Below are 12,941 nucleotides of genomic sequence, written 5' to 3'. Positions count from 1 at the left end.
TAACTTGCTAACTTGCTAACTTGCTAACTTGCTAACTTGCTAACTTGCTAACTTGCTAACTTGCTAACTTGCTAACTTGCTAACTTGCTCTGCTTCCAATCTCACACAAAACGCTGTAAGTTGCTTGTTACTAAGAATAAAACACACAAAGCATATGCAAGCAGCAGTATCAAATTGGCAGTCTAAATTAAATGCTTTAGGGCCGGGGATTTTAATGGCTACAGCCGCCATTGGTGGCTCACATCTAGTAGCATCAACACAAGCAGGATCGTTATTCGGCTGGCAGCTATTTTGGCTAATCATTGTAGTAAACGTGTTGAAGTATCCATTCTTTCGATTTGGCATGGAGTACACCCTTGCGACCAAACAAAGTTTAGTTGAGGGCTACAAGCAAAAAGGGCCGGGGTATTTCTATAGCTTTATTGCGCTTAATATAGTCGCCGCCGTAGTGAATACTGCGGGGGTTTTATTATTAACGGCCAGTCTTCTGCACTACGCATTACCTGTCACAATTTCTGTAACCTTATTATGCTGGCTGATCTTAGCTGTGTGTTTGCTTATTTTGTTGTTGGGGCACTTTAAGGCGCTCGATAATGTCTCAAAGCTCATTATGGGGCTGTTAACGGTTACAACTGTGGCAGCGTTGGTAGTGGCAATTAATAATGGTGCTATGGCGCCAGTTGACTATGTGGGTCCGTCGCCGTATGAGCTTGCTATGCTCGGCTTTATGGTCGCGCTCATGGGCTGGATGCCTGCACCCATCGAAATATCAGCAATTAGCTCATTGTGGCTAAAAGAAAAGCAGCACCAACAACCAGTGACAAAACAACAAGGCTTGTTTGACTTTAATTTGGGCTACTGGCTTACCGCAGCACTTGCGCTCGTGTTTTTCTCGTTAGGTGTGTTAGTACAATATGGCCAAGCACAAGCTGTGCAATTAGGTGGAGTCGCTTTTGCAAAGCAGCTAATTGATATGTATGCCCTTACTATGGGCGAGTGGGCAAGACCGCTGGTTTCAGGTATTGCTTTTTTATGTATGTTTGGCACCACGCTAACAGTGCTTGATGGCTACGCCAGAACATTAAATGAGTCGCATAAACTGCTACCGATTAAACAATCTAAACACAGTTTAAATATGTGGTTATTACTGCAAGCATTTGCAGGCATGGCCGTGATTTTATTCTTTAAATCAGCCCTTGGCCCAATGCTCACTTTTGCCATGACCCTCGCTTTTGTAACCACTCCCGTATTTGCATGGCTGAACTTTAGTTTAGTACGCTCAGAACCCAGCATTCATCACTCACCTTTATTACGCACCCTAAGCTGGCTAGGTTTGGTTTATTTAGTGGGCTTTGCGCTGGTGTTTTTAGTTTGGAAGGTAATGTAAAGGGAGCTGTCAGCTTTCAGCCGTCAGTTTTTATCTGATCGTGTGGATATTTTTGTTTAGGGAGGTGTGATTTGTCTCAACTAGAAGTTAATGCAGAATGCAAAGCTTGGGGAAATTTAACGGAAAATTTTCTACATTATCAAAAAGTTAATGATAACAATGTTATAGACGTTATTAGGCCGTTAACTGAAGATTCTTCTATCGTCTTGAATAATTTAAATTTTTCAGGAGAACTGCATTTCAAAAAAATAAAATGCAATAGCTTGCAGCTTTATTCAGTGTCAGCCAGAAAAATTATTTTTGAGGATGTCGAATGTGAACGAATTGATCTTGAAGAAGTTGAATGTAACTCATTGCAAATTATTAACTTAAAAAGTTCAGTTTTTAGGTTTCGCTTTTTAACTTCTAAAGACATAAATATTACTAAATCTGGAATATCAAGTTTAAAGCTATTTGATACATCCTCCCCATCTATAAATATAGAGTTAAATAAAAACTTAAAATCAAATATTAGAGACGTTAGCTGTGATATTTTAAATTATGAAATATTTGAAAGTACTTTGCAGTCTTTTACAGTTTGGAACTTGGATTCAAAAGAAGCTCGTTTTGACTTGCCAAGTGTTGTCCAAGAATTTGAGTTATATGGTTATATTAAAGGTGCTTGTTACTTTGGAAGGAATAACGAGAAGAGTGTAAGGTCGCTCTACGATAAGTGGTTGCTTTCGGAGGTTGATATACGTAGTAGTATCAATGGTGATATTCAATTTCACAACTTCATGTGTCATAACTTTCAATTAAGCTTTTCAAACTCAAATCGAGGTTCAATTGATTTTGATGGTATAAGCCCCTTTGCAAATTGTTCTGTATTAGATATTAGTTCTAATAGACTGGAAAATATTAAGTTTTATGCTTGCGATTTTAATGGTTTTAGTCCGAAGTATTCTGAAGTAAGTGAGAATTCATATGAAAATTGTATATCACATGGGACAACATGGCCTGAATTCAGGAGCTATGACTCTAAGCACCATTTAAATTATAATGAGTATTTAAATGGTGAGAAGTACTACTATGACTCTCTGGGTAAAATGTGTGAAAAAAGTGGTGATCTATTTGGAAGGTACAAATATTCGTACCTAGCTAAAAACTCAGAACTAAAGTCAGTAAGTCATAACTCACAAGGTGTAAGCCTAGATTACGTTCCTTTAGTACTGAGTAAGATATTTTCCAGGTATAACACAAGTTGGATGTTGGTTCTTTTATGGTTAATGGTATTTAATTTTGCATATTTCATCTTTTTAAAATTTTCTCTACATGACCTTATAACAGCATTTAATCCTCTTCATAAGTTTGAGAGTTTGAATTACGTTGTTGATTCTAAAATTATTAGTGGTGACTTTTATTTAGTTAACTTTTGTATGAGGTTAATAAATTCTTTTTTAGTATTTAAATTTTTAAAGTCTTTTAAAAAATATTATTAAAACATAAACTGTTCATTGGAGCTGACGAAGCTGCTTTTGATAGCTGATAGCTGACGGCTCTAACTCAACTCCCTAATCGCATTACTAATCCCATCTAGCGTGAGTGGGTACATGCGGTTGTCCATTAACTGCTTTATAAAATCAATTGATTGATAATAGCGCCAGTGTTCAACGGGTTGTGGGTTGAGCCAAGCGACTTTATCAAAGTGATTGGTTATGCGGTTTAACCAAGCGCTGCCGGGTTCTTCATTCCAATGCTCAACGCTGCCACCGGGGTAGGCTATTTCGTAAGGGCCCATGGTGGCATCACCAACAAAGATCACCTTGTAGTCGCTGGTAAACTTGTTAATCAAGGTCATGGTATCAATGACGTTAGAGTGACGACGTTCGTTGTCTTGCCAAACATGCTCATACAAACAGTTATGAAAATAGTAAAACTCAAGGTGTTTAAACTCGCTGTGGGCGGCGCTAAATAACTCTTCGCAGGTATGAATGTAATCATCCATTGAACCGCCGATATCAAACAGCATCAATACTTTTACGGCATTATGGCGCTCTGGTGCCATTTTTACATCGAGCATGCCGCCTTGTTTTGCAGTAGCGCGAATTGTTTCGGTTAAATCGAGAGTATCGCTGGCGCCAGTACGGGCAAATTTACGCAGTTTTTTTAGAGCAAGTTTAATGGTGCGCGAGCCGATTTCACGGTCACTATCAAGGTTTCGGTAGCTGCGTTTATCCCATACTTTTACCGCACGGCGATGTCGGTTACCGTCTTGGCCTATGCGAACACCTTCAGGGTTATAGCCATAGGCACCAAATGGTGAAGTACCACCGGTACCCACCCACTTATTACCTCCAGCATGGCGCTTTTGCTGCTCTTCAAGGCGTTGCTTGAGGGTTTCCATGAGTTTATCAAGGCCGCCCATGGCTTGTAATTGCGCTTTTTCTTCTTCGCTTAGGTGCTTTTCAAACTCTTTGCGTAGCCAATCATTAGGCAAGTCGTGTTGCTGTTTTAAACTTTCGAGCAGATCAAGGTCGGCCACGCCACTAAAGTAATCTGCAAAGGCTTTATCAAAACGATCAAAGTGGGTTTCGTCTTTTACCATGATGGTACGCGCCAAATAATAAAACGCGTCAACGTCGGCAAAAATAACCCCTTGCTTGAGCGCATTGATCAAATCAAGTAGCTCTCGCAAACTAACAGGTAAGCGGTATTCGCGAAGCTTGAAGAAAAACGCAATTAACATATTAACGGCGGCTCATAAACGCAAGTTTTTCGACTAAGCTAATGTCTTGCTCGTTCTTTAATAACGCGCCAAACATGGGCATTAAGCCGCCTTTTTGGCTTTTATCATGCAGTGTTTTAGCGTCTATATCTTCGGCCATCAGTAGCTTTAACCAATCAAGCAACTCGCTGGTTGATGGTTTTTTCTTAATGCCATTAACTTCACGTAGATTAAAGAACACCTCAAGTGCTTGGCGTACTAAATCTTGTTTAACATGCGGGTGATGCACATCGATAATTTGTGCCATTTCTTCACTACTTGGAAAATCAATGTAATGGAAAAAACAACGACGTAAAAAGGCATCTGGCAGTTCTTTTTCGTTATTCGACGTGATGATCACAATCGGACGTTGCTTTGCAATAACTCGCTCGCCGGTTTCATAAACGTGAAACTCCATTTTGTCGAGTTCTAATAGCAAGTCGTTGGGAAATTCAATATCGGCTTTGTCTATTTCATCAATCAATAGTACAGGACGTTTGTTATGTTGCTCACCATAAGTAAAGGCTTGCCATAATTTCCCTTTTACAATGTAGTTGCTGATATCGTGCACACGCTCATCACCTAACTGGCTGTCGCGAAGGCGCGATACTGCATCATATTCATACAGACCTTGCTGCGCCTTAGTGGTTGATTTGATGTGCCATTGAATTAGCGTGGTGTCTAAGCTTTTCGCAAGCTCTTCGGCCAGCATGGTTTTACCTGTGCCGGGTTCACCTTTTATAAGCAGCGGCTTTTCGAGCAAGATCGCTGCGTTAACCGCTTGTTTTAATGAGTTACTGGCAATGTAGTTATCGGTTGAATTAAAAAGCACGATGTCACCTTATCTGGTCTGAGCAGTGATTAATAACGTCATGATGCCACAGTTAGTCGGCGTCTGAAAGGTATGCAAAACGCGGTATTGTTTTACCCTCGACAGTGACGGTTTCTGTAAACATACTAAGCGGGCGTGCCCACATGCCAAATTCGCCATATAGCGCTTGATAAATTACCAGTGGCTCATTCGTTTCGCTGTGGGTGGCAACATATTCAACTTTGTATTTTGGACCTTTGTAATGTTGGTAAATACCGGGTTTGATTGTCATGTGTTTATCTCGCATCTTGGAGTCATTTGGGTATAATTGCAGTTTGCACATTTTACGCTGAAACAAACTGCCTAAACTATGAATTATATTTCGTTAGATGAATACAAAAAAGCCTGGGTTTTTCGTCATAAAGATATGCCGATAAGCAGCGAAGACGCAGCACAAATTAAACCAATGAGCGCTGAACGCGCTGCGGTTTTATGGACTACTATGGTGAGCCGCGAGCATGATCACCCTGACTTTTTTGATAAAACAGATTGGTGCGGCAAAGACGACAGCTTTTCAGAGACCATTAACTGGGAAAGTGCATGGGAAGCGGGCGATGAGCAGTTACCAGAAGAAATCCTTAACCACTTAGAGTGGGAAGCAAACACCACTGTTTATTTTTGCATGGCTCGCGACAACATCATTGAAACCAGCTTTGCTGTTTTTAAACGTTGTTGGCAAAACTTTATGTTTTTAGCTGATGGTAGTTTGCTACTAGGTAAAAAGCGTGATGCAATGGTGCAGTTTTTAGAAACTGGTAATGCAAAATTGGGTAAAAAAGGCGCAGTAAAGTAGCGCTCAATAAACGCTCTATGCTATAAAACAGTCAAGCAATTGTTTTATAAGAGCGCGCATTGTCTAAACCAACTTCACAGAGCGAACACTCGCAACAAGCCGAAATTTGGCAAACTGATGCCGAGCGAGCTTTGTATGCGCAGTTATGTAATGCATTCTATGCTCGTGAGATCCCGCGTTTAGTTGATGAACCTGATACAGCAAGGCTAAAACGTTTATTAGCAAGCCTGCCTTACTATATTGAGCGTTTAGCTATGCGTATTGTCAGTGGTGATGCGCCACTACAGCTCGATTCTCAAAATGGCAGTTGGCTTGAAAAACAAAAAACAACGCCGCCTGTTTATAATAAAAAAGACTCAAAAGACTTTTATAGTCAACATGCTAAGCGCGGGTTAATTGTTCCCGTGCTAATTAATGACGAGCAATGTACAACCGTGCGCATAGACAGCTTAGATCAAGTAAGCGACAATAAGGTACATTGCAACGAGCTTGGTTGGTTTGATACTTCCGGTGAATCGCTAGAAAACACGCATATTCAATTGCTTAAGCCTGCAAAGGCGGTGATGGCTGCGGCGTGTTGCGGTCATCAATGGCAATTTAATAAACGCATCACACCTAAGCGTTTGTCATTAAGAGAAATGCTGTTAGCAAGCAATATAAATTGGCGTAATTTAAAACGCCCTTTGACTTAATTTAACCGCGAAGGAGTGTTCAATGCGGGTTTTTCAATTCGCCTTGTTGTGTTTGGCTTTATTTATTCAGTACCGCTTATGGTTTGGCCATAATGGGGTGCAAGACTACACTCGTTTAAAACAAGCGGTTACCTCTCATCAAGACACCAATGCGAAATTATTAAAGCGCAATAAAGTGCTCAAAGCCGATATTGAAGACTTAAAGCTCGGTCAAGAGGGCATTGAAGAACGGGCGCGTAATGAATTAGGAATGATTAAACCTGGCGAAACCTTTATTCGCGTATTACCAGGTCAACAGCAAAATGAACACTAAGCAATCTATCACCGCCATTGTTCCCGCTGCGGGAGTAGGGAGTCGAATGCAACATTCGGCGCCAAAGCAGTATATTGAACTTGCGGGTAAAACTATTTTAGAACATACCCTAAGTAAACTTGCAGAACTTAACGAATTAAACACCATCAAAGTAGCAATTAGCGATGATGACGGCTACTTTGCTGATTTACCACACATAGATAAGCGCATTGAGCGTGTGACTGGTGGTAAAGAGCGCGCTGATTCAGTGCTTAACGCCTTGCTATCACTTGCTGACAACCCACCTGATTGGGTACTTGTTCACGATGCGGCAAGGCCGTTAGTGTGTCTGGCAGATATTCAGCGTTTAATAACTGAATGTATCGCTGCCAATGAAGGCGGTATTTTAGCGTCAAAAGTAAAAGACACCATTAAGCGCGGTCATACACACAGTGAGCAAACGGTTCCACGTGATGATTTATGGCAGGCACTCACCCCTCAGCTTTTCCCTTATCAGGCGCTGACTAATGCGCTATCAAGTGCCCTTAAAAATGGTGTGACTATCACCGATGAAGCATCGGCAATTGAATGGGCTAAGCAGCCTGTTAAGCTGGTTGCAGGTCGCAGTGACAATATTAAAATTACCACCCCAGAAGATTTAGATTTAGCAGCATTTTTACTGCAAAAACAACAAAACGAGAGTACCTCATGATTCGAATTGGCCATGGCTTTGATGTACACAAATTTGGCGGCGAAGGCCCGTTGGTAATTTGTGGTGAAAAAATAGATTACCCACAAGGCTTTTTAGCACATTCAGATGGTGACGTTGCCATTCACGCATTGTGTGATGCCATTTTAGGCGCATTGGCAATGGGTGATATTGGCAAGCATTTCCCTGATACTGCGAGCGAATACGAAAATATTGATAGCCGAATTTTACTACGTCACGTGGTTGGGCTTGCTAAAGAGCAAGGTTATATACTTGGCAATGCAGATGTGACGATTGTTGCGCAAGCACCAAAAATGTTGCCACATATTCAAGCAATGCGTGAAAACTTATGCCAAGACCTTGAAGCTGATATTTCACAAGTTAATGTGAAAGCAACAACCACTGAGAAGCTTGGGTTTGAAGGCCGCAAAGAAGGTATCTCAAGCCACGCTGTGGTGATTATGAGCAAACAAAGCGCATGAGCGAGTTAAACTACCTATACGGTAAACCTCTTTCTAAGGCTGACTTTAAAACTCACGCTGAAGACTTCATGGTTGATGAAGATTTAGGTATTGAGTTTACCGGTTCTGGTGAACATGTTTGCTTGCAGGTTGTAAAAAAAGGCGAAAATACTCAGTTTATTGCGAAACGCATTGCCGAAAAAGCAGGGGTATCTCCACGAGATGTGAGTTATGCAGGCTTAAAAGACCGTCATGGCGTGTGTACCCAATGGTTTAGCGTGCCAGTTCCAATTAAGAAGCACATAGAATTTAGCGAACTGAATAACGATCAGTTTTTTGTAATATCGCAACAGCGCCATAACCGTAAGCTCAGAACCGGTTGTCATAAAGGCAATCGCTTTACCATTACATTACGTAATGTAACTGAGCCGCTGGATATTTTGTGCCGTATCAACGCGGTGCGTTCTGGTGTGCCTAATTACTTTGGTGAGCAGCGCTTTGGCCATGGTGGTCACAACCTTGAAATGGCAAAGCGCATGTTTGCTGGAGAGCGTATCCGCGATAAAAAATTGCGTGGCTTAGTTATTTCAGCTGCGCGCTCTTATGTATTTAATGAAATCGTGAGTATGCGGGTTGCCGAGCATGGCCTTGCGAAAACAATGCACCGCGAAGTGTTTATGCTCAGCGGCAGTAATGCTTTTTTTGAAGACAACATTAGTGATGACAATATTGCGCGCTTAGCGTCTGGCGATATTGTGATGTCGGCACCTATGGTTGGTAAAGGCGAAAAAGGCCTGACCGAAACCGAAAAAGTGTGGCTCGAACCTTATCAGTCTTGGATAGATGGCCTTAGCGAACTTGGCCTTAAGAATGAGCGTAGAATGTTACGACTTATTCCTGATTCATTAGCTGTTGAAACGATTGATGAAACTACTTTAAAGTTAAGTTTTGGTTTACCAAAAGGCTGTTTTGCTACCGCCCTGCTGCGTGAGCTGGTGGACTATCAAGATGCAAGCCCCAGAGAACAAAAACAAAAGGATGCGTAAATGAAAATCTTATTGAGCAATGATGATGGCGTACATGCTAAAGGGATTGCGGTTTTGTATCATGCATTGACGCAAATAGCAGATGTGACCTTAGTAGCGCCAGATCGTAATTGTAGTGGCGCAAGTAATTCATTAACGCTCATGAATCCACTTCGTGCAACCACCCTTGATAATGGCTTTATTTCGATTAATGGCACGCCGACTGACTGTGTGCATTTGGGAGTTAATGAATTAGTCGAGCAGCAGCCAGATCTAGTGGTTGCAGGAATAAACCACGGCGCCAACCTAGGTGATGATACCTTGTATTCAGGTACAGTAGCAGCGGCCACTGAAGGGCGCCACTTAGGTCTGCCGGCGATTGCTGTGTCGTTATGCTCTAAAGAAGGAAATCACTTTGAAACTGCAGCTGCGGTTGCGGTGAGTATTATCAAAGAGTTGGCATCGCACCCATTACCGAAAGATCAAATCATCAACTTAAACGTGCCAGATATTCCGCTTACAGAGCTTAAAGGAGTTAAGGTAACCCGTTTAGGTTCGCGTCATAAAGCTGAAACCATGACGAAACAACAAGACCCATGGGGCCGTGACATTTATTGGTATGGTACCCTTGGTGCTGAAAGTGATGCAGGTGAAGGCACTGATTTTTATGCCATTAATAATGGTTATGCATCAGTGACCCCGCTTAGTGTTGATATGACGGCGAAAGAGAGCTTACAAGCCGTCGATAGCTGGTTAGCAAATATGGAGATTAATAGTGCTGACTAATTATAATCGCAGCGCACTGGCATTAGCAGAGTTATTGAAACGCGAAGGTGTAGAAGACAGTACTGTGCTTGAAGCGATAGCCTCAACACCCAGACACATTTTTATTGATGATGTTTTGCAGCACAAAGCTTATCAAAATACCGCACTGCCAATCGGTCAAGGACAAACGATTTCGCAGCCATATATTGTCGCACGTATGACTGAGCTGCTCCGCTTAGCGGGTGTACGTGATAAAGTGCTCGAAATTGGCACAGGCTCTGGCTACCAAACAGCAATACTGGCAAAAACCTTCACTAAAGTGTGCTCGGTAGAGCGTATTAAAGCATTGCAATGGCAAGCAAAACGTCGTTTGCATAAGCTTGATTTATATAATGTCACCATGAAACACGGTGACGGTTGGCAAGGCTGGCAGTCGCAAGCTCCGTTTGAGGGGATTATTGTCACAGCAGCTGCGGCTACTATGCCAAAAGGACTTCTGGCACAACTTGCTGATGGAGGCGTTATGATTGCACCTATCGGTGAGCAAGATCAGCAATTAATGATGGTCGTTAGAAATGGCGACACTTTTACAGAACATAAAGTTGCACCAGTACGATTTGTACCTTTGGTACCTGGTGATATTGAATAGGACGTTATACTTTGAAGTTGTTTACTAAGTTATATGATATGGCGCTGGTATGGGCTAAACACCGTCATGCGGAGCGTTATTTAGCAGGGATGAGTTTTGCTGAATCTGTTTTTTTTCCGGTGCCACCGGATGTCATGCTAGCCCCTATGTCGCTTGCTCAGCCAGATAAAGCATGGCGCTTTGCCAGCTTTACGACTATTGCTTCAGTGATTGGTGGTATTTTAGGTTATTTACTTGGCTTTTGGTTATTCGAACCGGTAGTTGAACCGCTGATTGCGCAAATGGGTTGGCAAGCTAAATTTGACACAGCGCTAAGTTGGTTTGAAAACTATGGTGTATGGGTGGTGTTTTTAGCGGGCTTCTCTCCTATACCTTATAAGGTTTTCACCATAGGTGCAGGTTTGATGCAAATGGCATTCTTGCCATTTTTAATTGCCTCGGCAATAGGTCGTGGCGCGCGTTTCTTCTTAGTGTCGGCTTTAATGAAGTGGGGCGGCGTTAAAATGGAGCAAAAATTACGTCAATATGTTGAAGCGCTTGGCTGGGGATTAGTTGTTTTAGTTGTGGTTGCGTACTTTTTACTACGATAACCCGTAAAACCATTAAACTAGTACGATAAGGAGCATTTTACGATGAGCAGGCAGTTAACAGTCTATGTTACTTTGTTTCTTAGTATTTTGCTCTTTGGTTGTACTTCTCGCGAAGCACCGGCACCGGTTAGTAGTTTAGATAATAAAGTTAAACCCGCCACACGCAAAGTAAATATCTCTGGCTCAAAATATGTAGTCAAAAAGGGCGATACTTTGTATTCAATTGCTTTTAGCGCTCAGCAAGATTTTCGAACGCTCGCAAAAATAAACGATATTCCAGCACCTTATACGATCTTCCCTGGGCAGAGTATTTCGCTCACAAAATCGGCACAAAAATCAAAAAAGACGAAAAAGTATACGAATTCGAGTAAAAAGTCTACTGTTTCTATACAAAAAAATAACAAAAAATTAAAGAAAGGGCTTGATCAGCCAAAACAACGAGAGTATGTTCAGAAACAAGCCAACAAAATAATTAGTGAAAAAAAGCGTAATTCTAATGCTAAAGTTGTATGGGGCTGGCCTGCAAAAGGTAAAGTCACAAAACGCTTCTCCAATAAAGAGAACGGCTTTAAAGGATTACAGATCACTAATAAACAAGGGGCTTCTGTTTTAGCTGCTGCACATGGAACTGTGGTATACGCGGGCAACGCATTGAGGGGATACGGTAATTTAATCATATTGAAACACAATGATGATTACCTAAGCGCTTACGCGCACAATTCAAAGTTGCTTGTAAAGGAAAAACAGGAAGTAAAGGCAGGGCAGAAAATAGCAGAAATGGGCAGTTCAGACTCTTCGGTTACGGCTTTGAGATTTGAAATTCGTTATCGGGGTCAAGCAGTCAATCCTGCTAAGTATCTACCTTAGCCATTTAGGGTATTGATAAAGTGATTTAGCTCAATCACATATTTGCTCGGGAGGACGCTTATGGGTCACACAGCAAAACTAGAGAAAAAAACTGACGCGATTGACGATAAATTTGATGACACGGTAGTCGAAGAAGAGTCTTCTGAATTACTTGAAGAAGTCGACAACGAAGATGAAATTTTTGCAAAAGAAGAAGTTGCCAAGAATTTAGATGCTACGCAGCTGTATCTTGGTGAGATTGGTTTTTCTCCGCTGCTAAGCGCAGAAGAAGAAGTTTATTTTGCTCGAAAAGCACTGAAAGGCTGCGAAGCCTCTCGCAAGCGAATGATTGAAAGTAATTTACGTTTAGTGGTGAAAATTGCCCGCCGCTACAACAACCGTGGCCTTGCGCTACTAGACCTTATTGAAGAAGGTAATTTAGGCCTTATCAGAGCCGTTGAGAAATTTGACCCAGAACGTGGTTTTCGTTTTTCAACTTATGCAACTTGGTGGATACGTCAAACCATTGAACGTGCCATCATGAACCAAACACGTACGATTCGTTTACCTATTCACGTGGTTAAAGAGCTTAATGTTTATTTAAGAACAGCCCGTGAATTAACGCAGAAACTTGACCATGAACCAACCGCAGAAGAAATTGCAGAGTGCTTAGATAAGCCGGTTGAAGATGTCACTAAGATGCTGCGTTTAAACGAAAAAATCACCTCGGTGGATACACCTATCGGCGGTGAAAATGACAAAGCGTTACTAGATATTATCGCCGATGAAAAAGACTATGGTCCAGAAGGCGAAGTACAAAATAATGACATCAACAAGCACATTGTTGATTGGCTTGGAGAGTTAAACCCGAAACAGCGTGAAGTACTTGCTCGTCGTTTTGGTTTACTAGGCTATGAGCCATCAACCCTTGAAGATGTTGGTCGTGAAATAGGCTTAACACGTGAACGTGTAAGACAAATTCAAGTGGAAGCATTACGTCGCTTAAAAGACATTTTGCAACACGAAGGGTTAAGTACAGATAGCCTATTCGACCAATTCACCTGATTTGACAACAATACATAGGCCTTCGGGTCTAGAACACACAAAAAAGCTGACAT

At 41.7% G+C, this 12,941-nt stretch carries 16 protein-coding genes; 13 read left to right on the top strand and 3 right to left on the bottom strand.

Annotated features, from left to right (window positions below):
* The first annotated feature begins 154 nt into the window (after positions 1–154).
* Both AN394_RS06150 and AN394_RS06145 read left to right on the top strand, forming a co-directional pair.
* Positions 155–1,387 carry an NRAMP family divalent metal transporter gene (locus AN394_RS06150; RefSeq protein ID WP_055021020.1) on the top strand — a complete coding sequence of 411 codons (1,233 nt, stop codon included), beginning with the start codon at positions 155–157 and terminating at the stop codon, positions 1,385–1,387.
* Between the two features lie 71 nt (positions 1,388–1,458).
* Positions 1,459–2,865, top strand: coding sequence for a hypothetical protein (locus tag AN394_RS06145; protein ID WP_055021019.1), 1,407 nt, complete (start codon positions 1,459–1,461; stop codon positions 2,863–2,865).
* A gap of 59 nt (positions 2,866–2,924) precedes the next feature.
* Here AN394_RS06145 and AN394_RS06140 read toward each other — a convergent pair whose 3' ends face one another.
* The 3 genes from AN394_RS06140 to AN394_RS06130 are packed head-to-tail and all read right to left on the bottom strand — an operon-like array spanning position 2,925 to position 5,248.
* On the bottom strand, positions 2,925–4,112 hold the full coding sequence (locus AN394_RS06140) for a VWA domain-containing protein (RefSeq protein WP_054560908.1): 1,188 nt from the start codon (positions 4,110–4,112) through the stop codon (positions 2,925–2,927).
* A 1-nt stretch (position 4,113) separates the two neighbouring features.
* Positions 4,114–4,962, bottom strand: coding sequence for a MoxR family ATPase (locus AN394_RS06135; protein WP_055021018.1), 849 nt, complete (start codon positions 4,960–4,962; stop codon positions 4,114–4,116).
* 52 nt (positions 4,963–5,014) lie between these two features.
* Positions 5,015–5,248, bottom strand: a complete 234-nt coding sequence (locus AN394_RS06130; protein ID WP_371319660.1) for a DUF1653 domain-containing protein — start codon at positions 5,246–5,248, stop codon at positions 5,015–5,017.
* 63 nt (positions 5,249–5,311) lie between these two features.
* Between AN394_RS06130 and AN394_RS06125 the strand changes: the two genes are divergently transcribed.
* The 11 genes from AN394_RS06125 to rpoS are packed head-to-tail and all read left to right on the top strand — an operon-like array spanning position 5,312 to position 12,888.
* Entirely contained in the window at positions 5,312–5,794 is a 483-nt protein-coding gene (locus tag AN394_RS06125; RefSeq protein ID WP_054560905.1) for a DUF2947 domain-containing protein, read from the top strand.
* 59 nt (positions 5,795–5,853) lie between these two features.
* A complete protein-coding gene (locus AN394_RS06120; protein WP_054560904.1) occupies positions 5,854–6,486 on the top strand; it encodes a hypothetical protein in 633 nt (210 codons plus the stop codon).
* A gap of 22 nt (positions 6,487–6,508) precedes the next feature.
* A complete protein-coding gene (gene ftsB, locus AN394_RS06115; RefSeq protein WP_054560903.1) occupies positions 6,509–6,799 on the top strand; it encodes a cell division protein FtsB in 291 nt (96 codons plus the stop codon).
* Positions 6,789–7,490 carry a 2-C-methyl-D-erythritol 4-phosphate cytidylyltransferase gene (gene ispD / locus AN394_RS06110; protein WP_055021016.1) on the top strand — a complete coding sequence of 234 codons (702 nt, stop codon included), beginning with the start codon at positions 6,789–6,791 and terminating at the stop codon, positions 7,488–7,490. Before ftsB ends, ispD begins: the two co-directional genes overlap by 11 nt.
* Positions 7,487–7,969: a 2-C-methyl-D-erythritol 2,4-cyclodiphosphate synthase gene (gene ispF, locus AN394_RS06105; protein WP_054560901.1), complete on the top strand. Its 483-nt coding sequence runs from the start codon at positions 7,487–7,489 to the stop codon at positions 7,967–7,969. Before ispD ends, ispF begins: the two co-directional genes overlap by 4 nt.
* Positions 7,966–8,994: a tRNA pseudouridine(13) synthase TruD gene (gene truD / locus AN394_RS06100; protein ID WP_054560900.1), complete on the top strand. Its 1,029-nt coding sequence runs from the start codon at positions 7,966–7,968 to the stop codon at positions 8,992–8,994. Before ispF ends, truD begins: the two co-directional genes overlap by 4 nt.
* Positions 8,995–9,759, top strand: coding sequence for a 5'/3'-nucleotidase SurE (surE, locus tag AN394_RS06095; protein WP_054560899.1), 765 nt, complete (start codon positions 8,995–8,997; stop codon positions 9,757–9,759).
* Positions 9,749–10,387, top strand: coding sequence for a protein-L-isoaspartate(D-aspartate) O-methyltransferase (locus AN394_RS06090; protein WP_054560898.1), 639 nt, complete (start codon positions 9,749–9,751; stop codon positions 10,385–10,387). The genes surE and AN394_RS06090 overlap by 11 nt, the downstream gene beginning before the upstream one ends.
* 11 nt (positions 10,388–10,398) lie before the next feature.
* Positions 10,399–10,977, top strand: coding sequence for a YqaA family protein (locus AN394_RS06085; protein WP_054551145.1), 579 nt, complete (start codon positions 10,399–10,401; stop codon positions 10,975–10,977).
* A 42-nt stretch (positions 10,978–11,019) separates the two neighbouring features.
* Positions 11,020–11,844, top strand: coding sequence for a peptidoglycan DD-metalloendopeptidase family protein (locus AN394_RS06080; protein WP_055021015.1), 825 nt, complete (start codon positions 11,020–11,022; stop codon positions 11,842–11,844).
* 60 nt (positions 11,845–11,904) lie between these two features.
* Positions 11,905–12,888 (top strand): RNA polymerase sigma factor RpoS, encoded by a 984-nt coding sequence (gene rpoS / locus AN394_RS06075; protein WP_054551147.1) that lies wholly within the window; start codon positions 11,905–11,907, stop codon positions 12,886–12,888.
* Positions 12,889–12,941: the final 53 nt, after the last annotated feature.

Source organism: Pseudoalteromonas sp. P1-26 (assembly GCF_001401795.1).
GTDB lineage: Bacteria > Pseudomonadota > Gammaproteobacteria > Enterobacterales > Alteromonadaceae > Pseudoalteromonas.
This window is presented reverse-complemented; position numbering and strand designations above follow the sequence as displayed.

What these genes read in the sequence shown, in the direction of transcription:
- ispD (WP_055021016.1), top strand. Translation starts at nt 6,789, where the DNA reads ATGAACACTAAGCAATCTATCACCGCCATTGTTCCCGCTGCGGGAGTA.
- ispF (WP_054560901.1), top strand. Translation starts at nt 7,487, where the DNA reads ATGATTCGAATTGGCCATGGCTTTGATGTACACAAATTTGGCGGCGAA.
- rpoS (WP_054551147.1), top strand. Translation starts at nt 11,905, where the DNA reads ATGGGTCACACAGCAAAACTAGAGAAAAAAACTGACGCGATTGACGAT.
- AN394_RS06140 (WP_054560908.1), bottom strand. Translation starts at nt 4,112, where the DNA reads ATGTTAATTGCGTTTTTCTTCAAGCTTCGCGAATACCGCTTACCTGTT.
- AN394_RS06125 (WP_054560905.1), top strand. Translation starts at nt 5,312, where the DNA reads ATGAATTATATTTCGTTAGATGAATACAAAAAAGCCTGGGTTTTTCGT.
- ftsB (WP_054560903.1), top strand. Translation starts at nt 6,509, where the DNA reads ATGCGGGTTTTTCAATTCGCCTTGTTGTGTTTGGCTTTATTTATTCAG.
- AN394_RS06130 (WP_371319660.1), bottom strand. Translation starts at nt 5,248, where the DNA reads ATGCGAGATAAACACATGACAATCAAACCCGGTATTTACCAACATTAC.
- surE (WP_054560899.1), top strand. Translation starts at nt 8,995, where the DNA reads ATGAAAATCTTATTGAGCAATGATGATGGCGTACATGCTAAAGGGATT.
- AN394_RS06080 (WP_055021015.1), top strand. Translation starts at nt 11,020, where the DNA reads ATGAGCAGGCAGTTAACAGTCTATGTTACTTTGTTTCTTAGTATTTTG.
- truD (WP_054560900.1), top strand. Translation starts at nt 7,966, where the DNA reads ATGAGCGAGTTAAACTACCTATACGGTAAACCTCTTTCTAAGGCTGAC.
- AN394_RS06150 (WP_055021020.1), top strand. Translation starts at nt 155, where the DNA reads ATGCAAGCAGCAGTATCAAATTGGCAGTCTAAATTAAATGCTTTAGGG.